The 18654-nt window shown below is 69.8% G+C and carries 11 protein-coding genes and 1 pseudogene; 7 read left to right on the forward strand and 5 right to left on the reverse strand.

All coding sequences use genetic code 11. The annotated features are described in order from the left end of the window. Positions 1–3: 3 nt before the first annotated feature. The 4 genes from OVA17_RS07425 (at position 4) to OVA17_RS07440 (ending at position 4839) form a co-directional block, all read left to right on the forward strand. A complete protein-coding gene (locus OVA17_RS07425; RefSeq protein ID WP_267789224.1) occupies positions 4–885 on the forward strand; it encodes an alpha/beta hydrolase fold domain-containing protein in 882 nt (293 codons plus the stop codon). 76 nt (positions 886–961) lie between these two features. Continuing rightward, positions 962–1186 (forward strand): hypothetical protein, encoded by a 225-nt coding sequence (locus tag OVA17_RS07430; RefSeq protein WP_074696036.1) that lies wholly within the window; start codon positions 962–964, stop codon positions 1184–1186. 35 nt (positions 1187–1221) lie between these two features. Next, on the forward strand, positions 1222–1584 hold the full coding sequence (gene crcB, locus OVA17_RS07435) for a fluoride efflux transporter CrcB (protein ID WP_267789366.1): 363 nt from the start codon (positions 1222–1224) through the stop codon (positions 1582–1584). A gap of 93 nt (positions 1585–1677) precedes the next feature. Then, positions 1678–4839: an efflux RND transporter permease subunit gene (locus tag OVA17_RS07440; RefSeq protein WP_267789227.1), complete on the forward strand. Its 3162-nt coding sequence runs from the start codon at positions 1678–1680 to the stop codon at positions 4837–4839. 319 nt (positions 4840–5158) lie between these two features. Here the strand turns inward: OVA17_RS07440 and OVA17_RS07445 are convergent. The 3 genes and pseudogenes from OVA17_RS07445 to OVA17_RS07455 all read right to left on the reverse strand — a co-directional run. Further along, positions 5159–5782 (reverse strand): annotated as a pseudogene (locus tag OVA17_RS07445) (DUF998 domain-containing protein); the annotation flags it as partial. A gap of 241 nt (positions 5783–6023) precedes the next feature. Continuing rightward, complete coding sequence (locus OVA17_RS07450; protein ID WP_267789228.1) at positions 6024–6929, reverse strand: aldose 1-epimerase family protein; 906 nt, start codon at positions 6927–6929, stop codon at positions 6024–6026. Continuing rightward, positions 6926–7558: an antibiotic biosynthesis monooxygenase gene (locus OVA17_RS07455; RefSeq protein WP_267789229.1), complete on the reverse strand. Its 633-nt coding sequence runs from the start codon at positions 7556–7558 to the stop codon at positions 6926–6928. Before OVA17_RS07455 ends, OVA17_RS07450 begins: the two co-directional genes overlap by 4 nt. A 388-nt stretch (positions 7559–7946) precedes the next feature. Here OVA17_RS07455 and OVA17_RS07460 point away from each other — a divergent pair, with 388 nt between their 5' ends. Then, a complete protein-coding gene (locus OVA17_RS07460) occupies positions 7947–10121 on the forward strand; it encodes a DEAD/DEAH box helicase (RefSeq protein WP_267789230.1) in 2175 nt (724 codons plus the stop codon). A 104-nt stretch (positions 10122–10225) separates the two neighbouring features. On the opposite strand, the gene OVA17_RS07465 is transcribed toward OVA17_RS07460, so the two are convergent. Then, complete coding sequence (locus tag OVA17_RS07465; RefSeq protein ID WP_267789231.1) at positions 10226–12361, reverse strand: intein-containing Rv2578c family radical SAM protein; 2136 nt, start codon at positions 12359–12361, stop codon at positions 10226–10228. 128 nt (positions 12362–12489) lie between these two features. Here OVA17_RS07465 and OVA17_RS07470 point away from each other — a divergent pair, with 128 nt between their 5' ends. Beyond that, positions 12490–13608, forward strand: a complete 1119-nt coding sequence (locus OVA17_RS07470) for a M15 family metallopeptidase (RefSeq protein WP_267789232.1) — start codon at positions 12490–12492, stop codon at positions 13606–13608. Position 13609: 1 nt separating this feature from the next. Here OVA17_RS07470 and OVA17_RS07475 read toward each other — a convergent pair whose 3' ends face one another. Further along, positions 13610–14851 (reverse strand): LCP family protein, encoded by a 1242-nt coding sequence (locus tag OVA17_RS07475; RefSeq protein WP_267789234.1) that lies wholly within the window; start codon positions 14849–14851, stop codon positions 13610–13612. Positions 14852–15057: 206 nt separating this feature from the next. On the opposite strand from OVA17_RS07475, the gene OVA17_RS07480 reads away from it, so the two are divergent. Then, entirely contained in the window at positions 15058–18630 is a 3573-nt protein-coding gene (locus tag OVA17_RS07480; protein WP_267789236.1) for a S8 family serine peptidase, read from the forward strand. The last annotated feature ends 24 nt before the right edge of the window (positions 18631–18654 follow it).

The following is an 18654-nucleotide window of genomic DNA, read 5'->3' on the forward strand; positions in this document are numbered from 1 at the left end:
TCGGTGTCGCTGTCGATGACGCTCACGACCGCGGCGATGTGGGTGAGCGCGCGGCCGATCCGCCTCGCGCTGGCTCGTGACGACTACCTCGAGACGCTCGACCCGGGCCGCCGTCCGGCCGATCCGCCGGCGCGCCTGCGACGCTCGGGCCGTGTCGTCGTCTCGCGTGAGGGCGGGCTGCCCGTCTACCGCTACGAGCCGGCGGCGCGCACCGCGGGCCTCGAGCTGATGTACCTGCCCGGTGGGGGACTGGTGAATCCCCTCGTCGCCGAGCACTGGTGGATCGTCGAGCGTCTCGCCCGGGCGACCGGGGCGGCGATCACGGTGGTCTGCTACCCCCTGGCGCCCGAGCATCGGGCCGACGACACCCTCGCCGTGATCGACGCCCAGTACGAACGTCTCGCCGCGCGGGCGGGGACCTCCCGCCTCCTCGTGGCGGGCGACTCGGCCGGAGGGGCCGTGGCGGTGGGGCTCGCCCTGCGCGCCGCGCGTCGACCGGACGGGCTCGTGCTGTTCTCGCCGTGGCTCGACCTCGCTCTCGTCGACCCGGGGATCGCGCGTCGGATGCCGCGGGATCCCTCGCTGCGCGTCCCCGGCCTTCGAGCGGGCGCGCAGGCGTGGGTGGGCGATCGGGGGCTCGACGACCCGGAGCTCAATCCCGCGCGGATGGAGCTCGCCGGGCTGCCGCCGACCCTCGTGTTCCAGGGGGGTCGCGACATCTTCTTCGACGACGCCGTCGCCTTCGCTCGACGGGCGCGCGCCGAGCGGGCGTCGGTGCGTCTGGTGACCGCTCGGGCGGGGTTCCACGTCTACGTCGGGGCGTTCTGGACGCCCGAGGCGCGCGCGGCCTACGCGCTCGTGGGGGCTTTCTCGCTCGATCCCTAGCGATCGATGACATAACGGGACATATGTGCAACAATCTGCCGAGGGCGCGACGGTGCGCCCCGTTCAAGGAGGACCGATGACCGCTCGCTACGACCTGGCAAAGATCAAGCTCGGCAAGCTCATGACCGACCCCGATGCCGAGGGCATCATCCTCGACGTCATCCCCGACCTCAAGGCGAGCCCCACCTACCTCGTGGCCCGCACGCTCACCGCGAGCGCCGCACTCAAGCTCGCCGAAGCGCAGATCGGCGCCGAGAAGGCATCCGAACTGCGTCGTCGCGTCGAGGCGCTCGAGGCGTGAGGGGCTCGCGCGGCGAGGGGTAGATTGGCGGCGTGATGCCGCTCGTCTTCCTCGCCGTGGCCCTCGCCGGCGGCGTGGGGGCGGCGCTGCGCTATCTGCTCGATGTGGCTGTGCGGCGCCGCACGGGGGAGCGGTTCCCGTGGGGCATCCTGGTCGTGAATCTTACCGGGGCACTCGTGCTCGGCATCCTGACCCCCCTTCCCGCCGACGAGTCGTGGCGGTGGGTCCTCGGGACGGGTCTGCTCGGCGGGTACACGACATTCAGCGCGGTGGCTGTGACCACGGCGCTGCTCGCCGAAGAGGGGCGCTCGCGCGCGGCGGTGTCGTACGCGGTGGTGTCGTTCGTCGGGTCCGTCGTCGCGGCGGCACTGGGTCTGTCGCTCGGATCGGCGCTCTGAGGCAGCCGCCCGCCGGGCGGTCCGAGGGGCGGGTGCGCATGGGATACTGAGCTTCGATACATTCCTGTATCGGACTTACCCGGAGGGTCCCCCGTGTCGTACCTGGCCGTCCTGAGCCTGAAGAACCGCGCCCTCATCGCCCTCGTCACGATCGTCGCGGCGATCTTCGGCGGGCTCGCGCTCACCAGCCTCAAGCAGGAGCTCATCCCCTCGATCGAGTTCCCCCAGCTCGCCGTCGTCACAACCTACCCGGGGGCGTCGCCCGAGGTCGTCGAGACCGATGTCTCGACCCCGATCGAGAACGCCATCCGCGGTGTCGAGGGGCTCGAATCGAGCACCGCCACGAGCACGACGAACTCGTCGATCGTCTCGGCGAAGTTCACCTACGGCACCGACCTCGCCGGGGCGCAGCAGAAGATCCTCGCCGCGATCGCGCGCATCAAGGACCAGCTCCCCGACTCCGCCGACACCACCGTCGCGTCGGCCAGCATCGACGACTTCCCCGTCATCCAGCTCGCCGTCACGGGATTCACCGACGCCGAGGCGACGCAGTCCATCCTCCAGACGAGCGTGGTCCCCGACCTCGAGGACGTCGCGGGAGTCAACGGCGCGCAGATCGTGGGCGGCACCGCCCAGCGCGTGACGATCACCCCCGACACCACCAAGCTCGCCGAGCGCGGCTTCAGCCAGCAGGCGATCACCGACGCCCTCGACGCCAACGGTGTGCTCTTCCCGGGCGGCTCCCTGACCGAGGGCGACCAGACCCTCACCGTGCAGACCGGGTCGAAGCTGACCAGCGTCGACGAGATCTCCGCCCTCCCGCTCGTGCCCACCGACGCCGCCCAGTTCCAGGCGGGGCAGACGAAGATCAGCGATGTCGCCACGGTCGCCCTCGAGCCCGACCCCGTGACCACGCTGTCGCGCGTCGACGGGCAGCCGGCCCTGACCATCGCCGTCACGAAGCTCCCGGCCGCGAACACCGTCGACGTCTCGCGTGGCGTTCTCGATGCGCTCCCGGGTCTCGAATCGCAGCTCGGCCAGGGCGCGAAGTTCACGGTCGTCTTCGACCAGGCGCCGTTCGTCCAGCAGTCGATCGAGGCCCTCGCGCAAGAGGGGCTTCTCGGTCTCGTCTTCGCCGTCGTGGTGATCCTCATCTTCCTCATGTCGGTGCGGTCGACGCTCGTGACGGCGATCTCGATCCCCACCAGCGTCCTCATCACCTTCGTCGGGCTGCAGGCCTTCGGGTACTCGCTGAACATCCTGACGCTCGGCGCGCTCACGATCGCGATCGGCCGCGTCGTCGACGACTCGATCGTGGTGATCGAGAACATCAAGCGCCATTACGTCGGTGACGCCGACAAGATCCCCACGATCGTGCGCGCGGTGCGCGAGGTGGCGGCCGCCATCACGGCATCCACCATCACCTCCGTTGCAGTGTTCCTCCCCATCGCCTTCGTGGGGGACGTGACGGGAGAACTCTTCCGGCCGTTCTCGCTGACCGTGACGATCGCCATGGCGGCCTCGCTGCTCGTGTCGCTCACCATCGTGCCCGTGCTGGCGTCGTGGTTCCTGAAGCCCGGAAAGGTCATCCGCGACGCCGAGGGGAATCCGATCGACCCCGAGTCGCCGACCGCGCCGCCCTCGCGCTTGCAGAAGGCCTACGTTCCGGTGCTGCGCTGGACGCTGAAGCACTCGTGGGTCACCCTCACTCTGGCCGTGCTCGTGCTCGGCGGGACGCTCGCGTCCGTTCCCCTGCTCAAGACGGACTTCCTCGGAGACTCCGGTCAGAACACCTTCACCGTCACGCAAAAGATCGGCTCCGCCCCGAGCCTGGATGCCGAGGACGCGGCGGCCCAGAAGGTCGAGGCCGTTCTGCTCGACACCGACGGCGTGCAGACGGTGCAGACCTCGATCGGCTCGAGCGGGTCGGCGTTGCGCGACGCCTTCTCGGGCGGAGGCTCGGGCATCACGTACTCGATCACCTCCGAATCGGGCGTCGACCAGGTCGAGCTCCGCGACCGCGTTCGCACCGAACTCGAGGCGCTCCCCGACGCGGGCGAGATCGAGGTCGCGGCCTCCGGCGGCGGACTCGGCTCGGCCGGCATCACCGTCGACGTCACCGCCGCCGACGGACAGTCGCTGCAGCAGGCGAGCGATGCCGTGGTCGCGGGTCTGCAGGGGCGCGACGGCATCGGTCAGGTCACCAGCAGCCTCTCGGCATCCCTCCCCTTCGTCTCCGTGCGCGTCGACCGCGACGCGGCCTCCGAGCGCGGGCTGTCCGAACGCGCCGTGGGTGCGCTCGTCTCGGCGACGCAGCAGCCGCGGCAGGCCGGCACGGTAGAACTCGACGGACGCGGGGTGACCGTGTACGTCGCCACCGCCAACCCGCCGAAGACCATCGACGACCTGCGCGCCCTCGAGATCCCGAGCGCGCGCGGCAACGTCCGCCTCGACGAGATCGCCGCCGTCGAGCAGAGCCAGACCCCGCCGTCGATCTCGACCTCACGGGGATTGCGGACGGCCACGATCACCGTGACCCCCACGACCGACGACCTCGGCCGTTCTTCCTCGACCGTCAGCGCGGCCCTCGCCGACACGGCCCTGCCCCAGGGGGCCACTGCCAAGGTGGGCGGTTCGGTCACCGACCAGGCAGATGCGTTCAGCCAGCTCGGCCTCGCCCTGCTCGCGGCGATCCTCATCGTCTACGTGGTGATGGTCGCGACCTTCAAGTCGCTGCGCCAGCCGCTCGAGCTGCTCGTGTCGGTGCCGTTCGCGGCGACCGGAGCGATCCTCATGCTGTTGATCACGGGTGTCCCGCTCGGGGTCGCGGGCATGATCGGTGCACTGATGCTCGTCGGCATCGTGGTGACCAACGCGATCGTGCTCATCGACCTCGTGAACCAGTACCGGGCCCGCGGCCTCAGCGTCTTCGAGGCGACGGTCGTGGGAGGCGCCCGACGCCTGCGTCCCATCCTGATGACGGCTCTCGCGGCGATCTTCGCCCTCGTGCCGATGGCCCTGGGGATCACCGGCCACGGCGGATTCATCTCGCAGCCGCTGGCGGTCGTGGTGATCGGCGGGCTCGTGTCGTCGACGTTCCTGACGCTGCTGGTGCTGCCGACGCTCTACAACCTCATCGAAGGAGCGAGCGAGAGGCGCCGTGAGCGGCGGGCGGCGCGAGAGGCAGGGCACGTCGAGTCGACGGCCGACGACGGGCACCCCCTGAGCCGCCGAGAACTGCGCGAGAAGCACTGACGCGGAACGGGCGGGATGCCGACACCCGGCGTCCCGTCCCTCTCGCGATGCTCATCCCGAGGTGTCGGCGGTCACCGCTCGGGATGAGTGTCGACGCGCGATCGGGGCGGAGCGACGAGCCCTCGACGGGGTGAGCGGGTGCGACGCGCGGGGAGCGCTGCGCCGCCGAGCGCGCGGGCCGACGGGTGGCCGTCGGCCGGGCGAGCGGCAGGCGACGGCGCCGGCGGGGGGCGTGGTCCACCACGGCGGGATCCTGTGCCGTCGGGTTCGACGTGGCCGCCGTCGCCGCCGAGGCGAGGATCTGGGTGAACATGCCCGACCACGCGAACATCGCCGCGCACGAAATCGTCTCGAACAGCGCCAGGTTGATGGTCGCCGAGACGAACAGCGTGATCGAGACGATCAGCCAGACGGTCGCGATCCCCGTGCCGATCGCCATCCGCTTACCGAGACGGTGGAAGAGGAACGGCGCGCTCAGCAGCAGGGCCAGGAATCCGAGGACCATCGAGCCCGCGACCTTGTCGTGAAGGTCTTTGTCGGTGTTCAGAGGAATGCAGCCCACGAGAGCGAGATTGACGCCCACGACATTCAGGCAGATGAAGGCCACCGTCGCGGCGCCCCGACGGACGGGGCCGCGACCCACGCGTCGCACATCGCGACGGACGCGGAAGGCGAAGACCACGACGATCATTCCGCTGACCTTGAGCGTGGTGTTGAAGAATGCGCTCGAGAGGTCGCCGAAAATCCCCAGCTGGCTGAAGTGCAACTGCCACCACAGAGGGTCGCTCGTCGTGGCGATCGACAGCAGCAGTCCGCTGACGAGGACGATCAGGGCCGCCCCGCCGACGTGCATCGTCGGGATCGCGTCCAGGCGGCGCGCGAGAGTGCCCAGACGCGGCACCGGGAGCGAAAAGGGGACAACGGAGCGGAGCGCGTTGCTCATGTGGGGGATCTTTCCTCAGGACGGAACGAGGATCCCCCCACACCGCGGGACCCTCGGCCCCCGTCGGCTCATTCGGGCAATGAGCCAGGAGAAACCTTGGTCCTTTGCCTCCCCCGGCCTTGACGGAAACCGTCAGGGCACATGGTATCGTTCGCGCCGCCTTTTCAGGAAAGGGCTTGTCTGGGAAATTCCCAGGTCATATGCCCAATTTCTTGTCCCCCATTTGGGGGACAAGGCCGCCTTACGCGCGGTAGGAAATGCCCCATTCCCTGGTCATTTTCGCGCCCGGTTCGAGTCGCTCCAGGTCCGTCCCGGTCGCGAAAGCGTTCGCCGGAGCCGTCATCGGCTCGATCGCCACCGCGAGGGACTGCCCGGGGTAGCGATCGGTCGTGAACACCTGCGCCCAGCGGAACCCGTCATCCTGCCACAGCTGCACGCACCGACCGTCGGGAGCGGTGAGGGTGTGGTGCGCCCGGCCGTCGGCATCCCGCTCCAATCCGCGATAGCCGTTGTCGAGCGAGGCATCGCCGAGACGGCGACCCTCGCGCAGGTCGGTGGCGGCATCGACCGGCACCTCGTCGACGGGGATGTTGCGGTCGTCGAGGACGAGCGTGGTCGTGCCGGTCGATCGCACCACCAGATCCTCCGTCGGAACGCCGCCGATGTGGAGGTACGGGTGCACGCCCAGGGCGACGGGGGCGGCCTTCGACCCGACGTTCTCGATGACGTGGCTCACGTGCAGACCGTCGGCGCGAAGGGTGTACGCGACCCGCGTGCGCAGGTGGAAGGGATAGCCGGTCTGCGGCACCACCTCGGCGCCGAGCACGAGCTGCTCGTCGCTGTGCTCGAGGGCGTGATAGGTCCCGAAGCGCAAAAGGCCGTGACTGGCGTTGCCGAACTTCGGCTCGCTGATCGCGAGCTGCTGGTCCTCGCCGTCGAAGGAGTACTTACCGTCGCGGATGCGGTTCGGCCACGGGACGAGGACGACTCCGGATGCCGCGGGCGTGGGCAGGTCGTCGGGGTAGCGCGGCACGAGGTCGACGCCGTCGACCGTCAGCGCGCGAAGCGCGGCACCCACCTGAGCGATCTCGGCGGAGGAGTGCTCGCCGCGGAGGCGGAAGCGGAATCCGGTGGGGTCGGCGGTCATGACGTGGCCTTTCGCGATCGGCGCGGACGCTGCAGCCAGGGCTGCAGCATGCGGGTGACCCACGGGAGGACCGCGTAGGTCATGACGGGAGTGAGCATGAGGGTGGTGGCGAGCACGCGCAGGACGAGGGGGATCTCGGCGAACCCGGGAACGAAGCCCAGCAGCCACGACGCCGCCAGATTCGTCGGGAAGAACCCGACCCAGATCGTCACGGCCTGCTTCCACCGCGGGGGAGCCGCCGGCACCGGTTGGTGGATCGGTTGGGTTCCGGCCTCCGTCACTGTCGCCGCCTCGAGGATCGAGCCGTGCGGGGCGTCGAACCAGCCCTCGATCCCGGTGCGTCGTTCGCTGCGCTCTTCGCGCGCGAAGGGGCGCCCCGAGTCGAGCCACCACTGGCGCTGCGTCGAGCTCTCCCACTCCTCGAGCGTCGTGATGTCGCGGAAGCGGTACAGCATGTACCAGAGGTCGCTGTCTTCACCCGCGCGCACCCACCCCGAGCCGAGGAAGCCCGGGAAAGTGGTCGCGAGGTCGGTGCCGGCCTGCATCCAGGAGGTCGCTTCGGCGGTGCGCGTCGGGTCGATGCGCCGCTCGATCGCCACCGTGATGGGGTGGGCGTCGGTGTCTGCCATGCGTCTATCTTCGTGCAGGCCCGGCGGCCGAGATCCCCGAACCCGTCGGAGGGTCCGGTGTCGCGCACGGCGATCGAGAGCAAGGGCTGCGACGGAACAGCCGTTCGCCGCCGGATCGGCCTGTTGAGGCGGCATCCTCCTGTTCTGGTGCCCGAGGGCGGGAACGTGGATGCCATTCCCAGGCGCGACCGGTAACGTGGTGTGGTCGGCTCTGGACACCGTGCGTGACGCGCGGATGGGTTTGTGAGTCCAAGGGGCCGATGGACAGGACGCGATCGCGGCCTCGACCATCACTAGTGAATTGGCCCCCGGCCGACGAGAGTCCGGGTATCGCACCGCCACGAGCGGTGTCGCTGTTTCGCGCGAACAGAACCCAGGAAGTTTTTCCATGCCCAAGAACAAGAAGCCCGCCGGCGGCCGCGCCGCCAAGAACTTCGAGCCCCGCTACGGCGCGAAGACCTCGTTCCAGGACCGCAAGCGTCGTCCCGGTGCAGAGGGTCCCGCCAAGCCCGGGAGCAAGAGCCCCAACCACCGCGGGTACCGTCCCGAGGCCGAGGCGACCCCCGACAAGGGCCGCTGGAACGCCGCCGACCGCGCCGGCCGTGCCGAGGCCCGCAACATCCGCTCGTCGGCACGCGACGATCGGCCCGCCCGGTCGTTCGACCGCAACGATCGTCCCGCACGTTCGTTCGACCGTGACGAGCGGCCCCGTCGTGACGCCGGCGACCGTCCCGCGCGTTCGTTCGATCGCGACGACCGTCCGGCTCGTTCGTTCGATCGGAACGATCGTCCGGCTCGCTCGTTCGACCGTGACGAGCGTCCCCGTCGGGACGTCGGCGACCGTCCCGCCCGTTCGTTCGACCGCAACGACCGTCCGGCGCGTTCGTTTGACCGGAACGATCGTCCCGCGCGTTCGTTCGACCGTGATGAGCGTCCCCGTCGGGACGTCGGCGACCGTCCGGTCCGTTCGTTCGATCGCAACGACCGTGCGGCGCGTTCGTTTGACCGGAACGATCGTCCCGCGCGTTCGTTCGACCGTGATGAGCGTCCCCGTCGTGACGCCGGCGACCGTCCGGTCCGTTCGTTCGATCGCAACGACCGTCCGGCTCGTTCGTTCGACCGGAGCGACCGTCCCGCTCGTTCGTTCGACCGCGACGACCGTCCCGCTCGTTCGTTCGACCGCAGCGACCGCCCTGCTCGTTCGTTCGACCGCAACGACCGCCCGGCACGCTCGTTCGACGACCGCCCGCGTCGCAACGACGGCCCGAGCCGCAGCGATTGGAACAGCACTCCGAAGCGCTCCGCGGAGCACGAGCAGCGCGTCGACGTGGTGCACGAGCGCCTGCAGGCCGAGGCCGTGGATGCCGCCACGGTCACCGGCGCAGGCTTCGCCGAGCTGGGTCTCGGCGACAATCTCGTCCGCGCCCTCGCCGGTCTCGGCGCAGCGAGCCCCTTCCCGATCCAGGCGGCCACGGTCGCCCCGATCCTCGAAGGACGCGACGTCCTCGCCCGCGGCCGCACCGGCTCGGGCAAGACGATCGCCTTCGGTGCGCCGCTGGTCGAGAGCATCCTGCGCTCGCAGGCGGGTCAGCGTCGCGAGTTCGGACGCGCCCCCAAGGCGATCATCCTCGCTCCCACGCGCGAGCTCGCCCTGCAGATCGACCGCACCGTGCAGGTGCTCGCGCGCAGCGTGGGCCTGTTCACCACCCAGGTCTACGGCGGCGTGCCCCAGGCGCGTCAGGTCGGTGCGCTCAAGAAGGGCGTCGACATCGTCATCGGCACCCCGGGCCGCATCGAAGACCTGCTGAACCAGGGCAAGCTCGACCTCTCGCAGGTGCAGATCGCCGTCCTCGACGAGGCGGATCACATGTGTGAGCTCGGCTTCCTCGAGCCCGTGCAGCGGATCCTCCGTGCGACCAAGAAGGGTAGCCAGAAGCTTCTCTTCTCGGCCACCCTCGACCGCGAGGTCGCGGCCCTGGTCGACGAGTTCCTCGTCGAGCCGGCCGTCTACGAGGTCGCCGGCGAGGACCAGGACTCGAGCACCATCGAACACCGCGTCCTCGTCATCGAGCACCGCGACAAGGCGCAGATCCTCGACTCGCTCGTCGACCGCGAGGGCAAGACCCTCGTGTTCGCCCGCACCCGTGCCTACGCCGAGATGCTCGCCGAGCAGTTCGACGACGCCGGCATCGCCGCGGTAGCGCTGCACGGCGACCTCAACCAGCAGAAGCGCACGCGCAACCTCGAGAAGCTCACCTCGGGGCGCGTCAACGTGCTCGTCGCCACCGATGTCGCCGCTCGCGGCATCCACGTCGACGACATCGACCTGGTCATCCAGGCCGACGCTCCCGACGAGTACAAGACGTACCTGCACCGCTCGGGCCGCACCGGCCGCGCGGGTCGCGCCGGCACGGTGGTCACGCTGATCACGCGTCAGCGTCGCCGTCGGATGACCGAGCTGCTCGACCGCGCCGAGATCCAGGCTCCCTTCGAAGAGACCGCGCTCGGTGACGACGTGCTCGAGGAGCTCTCGGGTCGTCAGCTCTCGAACGTCGACGCGTAACCCGTCGCTCGAAGCCCCCGTCACGTTCAGCGACGGGGGCTTCGTGCATCCTCGGGATGCCGGGACCGCGAGAACCGTCGAGCCCCCGCGCCGCTGGCCGGCCCTCAGAACAACGTCGGCTCGCTGGCCGGGGCGACACGGGGACGACCGGATGCCGGAACGCCGGTGACACGGACCGGGCCGAGGCTGCTGGCGGGCGGTGTCCTCGCGGCCAATCCCGGCTGCGGTCGGCCACGAGGATGGTCGTCCTCGTCCCACCCGTCGAGACGATGCATGCGCAGGAGTGGCCGCATGCGCTTGCCGAGCCACGTGCGGTAGGCCTTCGGGGCCGTCGTCGAGACCCCCGGGTACAGCCCGAGATACGACGAGACCAGGTGCGGATGCTCGCGCTCGAGCCAGTCGAAGAACCACTGTTTCGCACCGGGGCGAAGGTGGAGTGCGCCGTAGACGACGCGTGCGGCACCGGCCTCGCGAATGCGCGCGAGGGCGTCGTCGAGGGCGGCGATCGAGTCGGTGAGGTGCGGCATGATCGGCATGAGGAACACCGTCACCCGGAATCCTGCCGCGGTCGCCGCGCGCACGGTCTCGAGCCGGGCTTCGGCACTGGGCGTGCCCGGTTCGATCGAGTGCTGGAGGACGTCGTCGAAGACGGCGATCGACATCGCCAGCGTGACCTTCACCTGCTTCGAGGCCTCGGCGAGCAGAGGGAGGTCCCGTCGAAGCAGCGTGCCCTTGGTGAGGATCGAGAAGGGTGTGCCGTTGTCGGTGAGGGCCCCGACGATGTCGGGCATGAGGCGGTACCGACCCTCCGCGCGCTGATAGGGATCGGTGTTCGTCCCGAGCATCACGGGCTCGCGCGCCCACGACCCCCGGCGCACCTCGGTGCGCAGGACGTCGGCCACGTTCACCTTCACCACGATCTGCGAGTCGAAGTCGGCCCCGTAGTCCAGGTCGAGGTACTCGTGAGTCTTGCGAGCGAAGCAGTTGTGGCTGATGACGCCGTTCGCGACGAAATCCTCGGTGTCCGTCGTGATGTCGATCATGTCGATGTCGTAGCCGATGTCCTCGATGCTCACGACTCTCACGTCCACGCTGGTCTCGACCGTTGTCCCGCAGACATCGAGTGTGCGCGTGATGGACGGGTGGGCGATATCGAAGAATCGTTGTCTCGAGGCGAGCCCTCCGCGCAGGCGGACATCCGACACAGTGCCCGGGCGAGAGGGTTCGCGAACGGTATCGAATCGGAACGCGGCGAAGGCCTCTTCGGCCAACGAGAGAAGTTCGTCGTTCGCGTTGCTTATGCGCAGGATTTCGCCCGAGTCAGAGCCCTTCGCGTCGAAGATGCCCCCGAGGAAGCCAGCCATCCACTCCCGGCTTCGCGTCCGCGGTATCGCGACGTAGTCCTCGAGGCGCGCGACATCGTCCGTCTTCGCCGTGTGAAGAGCCGTCATGGGCCGGCGATGAGCGGGCACGGAGACGGGGCGGACCATCGTGACGATGCCGATCTGTTCGAGAAGCTCCTTCGCGAGATCGAGCGCCTCACGATCGGCCAGGGCGAGGCGAAATCGGTGGATTTCTCGGACTCGATTCTCGTCGTCGTGGGTCTTGTGGGAGATCGTCGCGTCACCGCGTACCATGCCCGTCAGATACCCTTTGCGCCAGTCCGGATCCGGCGCTTCCACGGAGGGAGGGGCGCCCGTTCCGAAACCCTGCAGACGGTTCGACACCGTGAGGTGGGGGCGCTGTCGGCCCGCGACGGGGGAGTCGGTGACGTGTTTCCATCCGTGCTCCGTCAGGAACCGGTGGTCTGCGCTGCACTCGATCTCGGTGCCGTCCGCGAGGGTGACGCGATGGAGGCGTTTGCGAGTGCTCCACTTCGCGCGAACGGTCGTTCGCACATAACGGCGGTCTCGCGATCCCCCCTCGGTGCCGATGATCTCGTCTCCGACACGGATCTGCGACAGGGGGACCTGTCGGCCGTCCGCTTTCAAGATGAGGGTGTCCGGGGACAGGCAATACGAACACGCATGGCTGCAGCCGCGATAGGGGTTCACGGTCCAGTCGAACGGCATGGCCGAGGCACCGGGGACGCGATTCAGCGCGCTCTTGCAGAGCACCTCGTGAAACGTCATCCCGGCGAACTCCGGCGTCGTCACCGATCGGACGAGGCCGTCCATCCGCTCCATGCCCGGGAGCGCCGCCGTGTCGTCCACCCCCAGCTGCTGACCCTGCCATCTCATGAGAACAGTCGAACGCATGTTCGACGATCCGGCAACACCGTGCCTGTTCCTTTCGAGTCCAGGTTCGAGACCCGCGCCCCGACCCCACCCGGGTCGACCGTTCAGGATGCACCAGCGACAATGGAGGGGTGACAAGCCACGACCCCGAGACCTCGCCCCGCCGCGCCGCGCGCGCGGAGGCCGAGCGGCTCGCGACCGCGGCCCTCACCCTTCCTGATGTCGTCGCCGACGACGCCTTCGCCGCGGCATCGACACGTCGCGCGCTGCGCCGCGATGCCGACGCCCCTCAGGAAAGAGCGTCCGAGACCCGTGGCATCCGTCGACTCGCTCCCGTCCTCCTCCGACGCCGCCTTGCGGGGGTGGCCGCGGCCGTCGTCGTGATCGCCGGGTGCGCCATCGCGGTCGGTGCTGCCGCCTCGGGGGGTTTACCCGAGTCGGCGAGCGATGCCGTCGCGCAGATCGCGGGCCCTCCGGCCGTCGCCGACGACGGCATCCCCGTGCCCCAGCTCGCCGCCGTCGCCGCCACGGCGACACCGTGCGACGATCCCGCCTTCACGACCGCGCTCGCCGCGGGGGACGACGCCGCCGTCATCGACGCCGCCGGTGGCGGTGGGGCCTTCCGCGCAGCGGTGGCATCCGGGATCGCCCCCTGCGTCTCGCTCTCCGACCCGAACCGCGAGTGGCTCGTCGTCAACAAGCAGCGCCCGTACGACCCGGTCGACTACCAGCCCGGCGACCTCGTCATGCCCGCCGATGTGCGCGCCCTCGAGGACTCGGCCCTGCGTGCTCCCGCCGCGCGCGCTCTCACCTCGCTCGTGAAAGCGGCGGCCGACGCCGGCGTCGGCGAGATCGGCTACCTCAGCGCCTACCGCTCGTACACGACGCAGAAGTCGACCTACGCCGGGCGGGTGGCAGTCGGGGGTGTCGCCGAAGCGGATCGAGAGAGCGCGCGGCCCGGCTACAGCGAACACCAGTCGGGGATGGCCGTCGACATCGTCCCGTGCAAGGGCTCGTGCAAGACCCTCGACGACGTGGCGGCGTCGCCGCAGGGCGCGTGGGTGCGCGATCACGCGTGGGAGTACGGCTTCATCACCCGGTACGCCGAGGGTCGCGAGAGCGTCAGCGGTTACGAGCCCGAGGCCTGGCACCTGCGCTACATCGGCCCGGAGCTCGCCCGCGCGTATCACGAGGGCGGTTTCACCACCCTCGAGGAGTTCTTCGGGCTGCCGGCCGCGCCGACCTACTGACTCAGTTGACGACACCCGCGCTGCAGGTCTGCTGCGCGGCGCTCGAGCCGGTGATGGCGGGTGGGAGGGCGATGGCGCCCGTGCGGGGATCGACCTCGCCCGGCTCGACCGCGGGATCTTCCGTGGGCGACACCTGCTCTCCCGGGGTCGGTTCGGCGATGACCGTACCGTCGTTGACCGACACCCCTCCGGTCACTTCGATGGAACGGTTCTCGCGCAACGCGTCCCAGAGCACCTCGGCCGCGGCGTCGTCGGGCTCCACGCGATTGGCATCCGAGCGGGCGGTGACGGTCGGATACTGAACGAAGACGATGTCTTCGAACGGCACGTCCTTCACCGCGGACGCGACCTGGACGAGGGTCAGCGGATTCGTCAGGCTCTGCGTCGGCGTGACGTTTCGAAGGCCCGTCGAAGCCAAGCGCAGCACCGTCGAGGGGTTCGACAGCACCTCCTCGCTGACGAGCTTGCGCGCCAGGCGAGACATGTACTGCTGCTGATTGCTCACGCGGGCCAGGTCGCTGCCGCCCACTCCGTATCGGGTGCGGAGGAACTGCAGCGCCTCGAGGCCCTGGATGGTCCGCGGTCCCGCTTCCCAGTCGATGCCCGTGTTCGCGTCGCGCATGTCGCTCGCGAGGCAGATCTCGACGCCGCCGATCGCGTTGGTGATCTCGATGACGCCGCCGAAGGTGACCATCGCGCCGAATTGGATCTGCTGGCCGCTCATGTCGGAGATGGCGGTGATCACGCACGAGAGTCCGCCGTAGGTGTAGAGCTCGTTGATCTGCAGGGTGCCGCCGCCGAAGCGACCCCCGTCGGCGGTGTCGCACGCGGGGGCGTCGAAGATGAGGTCGCGCGGGAACGAGACGACCGTGACCTTCCGGGGCTCTTCCGAGATGTGCAGGAGGATGTTCACGTCGTTCAGGCGTCCGCCCGCGTCCGCACCCCCGCACCGGTCGCCCAAGAGGGCGATGAGCTCTTCTTCGCATTCGTCGATGCCGACGAGCATCATGTTCACCCCGCCCGAGAGCGCCCCGAGGTCGGGCGGGACGGCCGGCTGGTTCTCGACAACGACGGCCTCTTCGACGAAGTCGGCCGTGAGGTCGTACGCCGTGTACGACACGACTCCGATCGCTGCGACGACACCGACCACCGCGGCGACGGCGAGGAGCTTCGCGAGCTGGCCGAGCGGGTTCGGCGAACGCAGGCGGGCGTGCTGCGCGACGGTGCGACGGCGCCGGGGCATGGCTCCTCCTCGGGTTTCGTCGAGTCTAGGGGGACGGGATGCCGAGACCCCGGCGCGACGCCTGGCGGGGCGGGCCGACGATCGTCGTTTTCGGACGCCGTCCAAACTGAACGTTGGTGATGAAAGCGCTCTGAGTTATGTTTGTGCAACGCGCGCCACCGTTGCCGCGCAGATCGCTCAATTCATCCCCCCGTTTGGAGCGCACGATGGGTCGAACCCTGCGTTCGGTCGCGGCCATTTCCCTGGCCGGACTGTTCACCGTTGCCGGAGCCACAGCCGTTCAGGCTGCCGAAGTGGGCGAGGGGGTGACGCCCCCCACACCCATCGAATCGGCCACCGGCCGGTACATCGTCGTGCTCGACGAGGCCCCCGTCGCCACCTACGACGGCGGCGAGCCGGGTCTCGACGCCACCAAGTCCGACGAGGCGCGGCTCGATACCGATTCCCCGCAGGTGCGCGAATACTCCGCCTTCCTCGAGGAGCGCCAGCAGAACGTCGCCGACGAGGCGGGCGTCCGCCCCGACAACTCCTACACGATCGCCGTCAACGGCTTCAGCGCGAGCATGAACCCGAACCAGGCGGCCAAGCTCGCCGCGACCAAGGGCGTGCAGAAGGTCGTCCCCGACGAGATCCGCCACCCGGTCGCGGTCCCGTCCACCGAGTTCCTCGGCCTCGAGGGCGACAACGGCGTCTGGAACCAGATCGGCGGCATCGGCTCCGCGGGCGAAGGCGTCGTCGTCGGCGTGGTCGACACCGGCATCGCCCCTGAGAACCCGGCGTTCGCGGGCGAGCCGCTCGGCACCGCCGCCGGTTCCCAGCCCTACCTCGACGGCAACGACGTGGTGTTCCGCAAGGGCGACGGCACCGACTTCCGCTCGCCGCGCGTGGCGGAGGGCAACGGCTGGTCGCTCTCCGACTACTCGACCAAGCTGGTCGGCGCGCGCTACTTCGACCAGGGTGCCGCGGCCACCGGGTTCACCTTCGAGGCCGACTACCGCTCGCCGCGCGACGGCGACGCGCACGGCTCCCACACCGCGAGCACCGCGGCGGGCAACAACGGTGTCGACGCCAGCGTGGAGGGCGTCGACTTCGGCGCCATCTCCGGGGTCGCTCCGGCCGCCAAGGTCGCCGCGTACAAGGCGTGCTGGGCGGGGCCCGACCCCCTCGTCACCACCGACGACGTCTGCGCCCTGAGCGACCTGCTCGGCGCGATCAACGCCGCGGTCTCCGACGGCGTCGACGTCATCAACTACTCGATCGGCGGTGGCGCCGCCACCACGACCCTCTCGCTCGAGGACCAGGCGTTCTTCAACGCCGCCGCGGCGGGCGTCTTCGTCTCAGTCTCGGCGGGTAACTCCGGTCCCGGCGCCTCGACCGCCGACCACGCCTCGCCCTGGTACACGACGGTCGCAGCCTCGACGATCCCCACCTACGAGGGAACCGTGAAACTGGCCGACGGTTTCCAGGCCGCCGGTGCCACGGTGTCGGTCCGCGAAGGTCAGGACGTGACGGCCCCCGTGGTCTACGCGGGTGACATCGCGGCATCCGGAGCCGATCCCGCGGGCGCTGCGCTGTGCCTGATCGGATCGCTCGACCCCGCGAAGGCCGCGGGCAAGATCGTCGTGTGCGACCGCGGTCAGAACGCGCGTGTCGAGAAGTCGCAGGCCGTCAAGGACGCCGGCGGTGTGGGCATGATCCTCGTCAACGTAACCCCCGCCTCGGTGGACAACGACTTCCATTCGGTGCCCACCGTGCACATCGATGCGCGCTACCGCGACGCGCTGCTCGCCTACGTGCGCGGCACGGCGGATGCCACCGCGACCCTCGTGGGCGAGAACGTCACGGGTGTCGAGACGCCGACGCCGCAGGTCGCGGGCTTCTCGAGCCGCGGTCCCATGCTCGCCGACGGCAGCGACATCCTGAAGCCCGACGTGTCGGCTCCCGGTGTCGCGATCCTCGCCGCCGCAGCGAACGCCCCCGGCGCCACCCCGACGTTCGAGTTCCTCTCGGGGACGTCGATGTCGTCGCCGCACGTCGCCGGTCTCGGCGCGCTGTACCTGGGCGAGCGTCCGCTCGCGACGCCGGCCGAGGTGAAGTCCGCGATGATGACCACCGCGTACGACACCGTCGACGCCGAGGGCGCTCCCGCGCAGGACCCCTTCGCGCAGGGCGCGGGGCACGTGGACCCGACGAAGTATTTCGATCCCGGCCTGCTGTACCTCAACGGTCCGGCCGACTGGGCGGCGTTCCTGCAGGGCAAGGGCCTCGAGGACTTCGGCGTCGCCCCGATCGACGGCAGCGACCTCAACCTCGCGTCGATCTCGATCGGTTCGCTCGCGAAGCCGCAGACCGTCACGCGCACGGTCACCTCGACGAAGGCCGGCACGTTCTCGGCATCCGTCGACGTGCCCGGGGTGGATGCCACGGTCGAGCCGTCGACGCTCGAGTTCGGTGCGGCCGGGGAGCAGAAGACGTTCACCGTGACGTTCTCGCGCACGGATGCCGCGGCCGAGCAGTGGACGAGCGGCTTCCTCACCTGGGCCGGCGACGGCACGCAGGTGCGCTCGCCGATCGTCATCCGCCCCGCGACCGCCGAGGCTCCGGCCGAGGTCTCGGGTACGGGCCTGTCCGGCTCGACGAAGGTCGAGATCCTCCCGGGCGTCGGCGGAGAGCTGCCGCTGACGGTATCGGGCCTCGCGGCTCAGACGCTGCTGACCGACCCGGGCAATCCCGTCGAGGGTCACACCGGAAACCAGGATTCCGGTGACGCCGACGGCTATGTGCGGTGGACCGTCGACGTGCCCGAGGGGACGACTCTCTCGCGCTTCGACCTCGACTCGTCGGACGACACCGGGAGCGACCTGGATCTGTTCGTCTCGCGCGTGGTGAGCCCCGACGACCTGCGGTACTACGAGCGCTTCACCTCGGCGACGGCCTCGGCCGACGAGCGGGTGACGCTGCCGAACCCCACTGCGGGGACGTACCTCATCGAGGCCAACCTGTACTCGTCCACGGGACCGTTCACGTGGGACATGACCTACGCGAACGTCACCTCCGGCGGAGAGGGGCAGCTGACGGCGACGCCGAACCCGCTCCCCGTCGAGCAGGGCGCGGCGGTGTCGTACGACCTGTCGTGGCAGGGACTCGCGGCGCAGACCCGCTACCTCGGCCTCGTGCGGTACGGCGACTCCGACGTGCAGACGGTGCTGACCGTCGACTCGGGCGAAGCCGCTCCGGCGATCGTCGATGCCCCGACGATCTCGGGCACGGCGAAGCTCGGACGCACCCTCACGGCCACCCCCGGCACGTGGAACCCGGCCGACGTCACCACGACGTACCAGTGGCTGCGCGACGGCGAGCCCGTGAACGGCGCCACGTCGGCGTCGTACCGCGTGCAGCGCGCCGACCTGGGCCGCGTGCTCACCGTACGGGTCACGGCGACCTCGCCCGCCAACGGACTGACGGCGACCGCCGACAGCGCCGGGGTGCCGGTCGTCGTCGGGTCGTTCACGACGGTCACCATCGACCCCTGGGTCGGTCGCACCGGCGACGCGTACACGCTGACCGTCAAGGTGCGGTCGCTCAGCGGTCCCGCACCCCAAGGCGATGTGACCGTCACCGTGGCGGGCAAGGACTACGTCGCGACCCTGCAGGACGGGAAGGCGACCATCGCCCTCGACCCGCAGACGCGCGGGGTCAAGCTCGTGAAGGCGGTCTACGGCGGCAGCGCGACGGTGGAGTCGTCACGCGCGAGCAGCGCGTTCATCGTGTTGCGGTAGCCATCGATCGACGCGGCTGCGCCC

This window comes from Microbacterium sp. SL75 (assembly GCF_026625865.1).
Lineage (GTDB): Bacteria > Actinomycetota > Actinomycetes > Actinomycetales > Microbacteriaceae > Microbacterium.

Coding starts and splice junctions, on each gene's coding strand:
- OVA17_RS07460 (WP_267789230.1), top strand. CDS start 7,947: ATGCCCAAGAACAAGAAGCCCGCCGGCGGCCGCGCCGCCAAGAACTTC.
- OVA17_RS07430 (WP_074696036.1), top strand. CDS start 962: ATGACCGCTCGCTACGACCTGGCAAAGATCAAGCTCGGCAAGCTCATG.
- crcB (WP_267789366.1), top strand. CDS start 1,222: ATGCCGCTCGTCTTCCTCGCCGTGGCCCTCGCCGGCGGCGTGGGGGCG.
- OVA17_RS07455 (WP_267789229.1), bottom strand. CDS start 7,558: ATGGCAGACACCGACGCCCACCCCATCACGGTGGCGATCGAGCGGCGC.
- OVA17_RS07450 (WP_267789228.1), bottom strand. CDS start 6,929: ATGACCGCCGACCCCACCGGATTCCGCTTCCGCCTCCGCGGCGAGCAC.
- OVA17_RS07465 (WP_267789231.1), bottom strand. CDS start 12,361: ATGAGATGGCAGGGTCAGCAGCTGGGGGTGGACGACACGGCGGCGCTC.
- OVA17_RS07480 (WP_267789236.1), top strand. CDS start 15,058: ATGGGTCGAACCCTGCGTTCGGTCGCGGCCATTTCCCTGGCCGGACTG.
- OVA17_RS07475 (WP_267789234.1), bottom strand. CDS start 14,851: ATGCCCCGGCGCCGTCGCACCGTCGCGCAGCACGCCCGCCTGCGTTCG.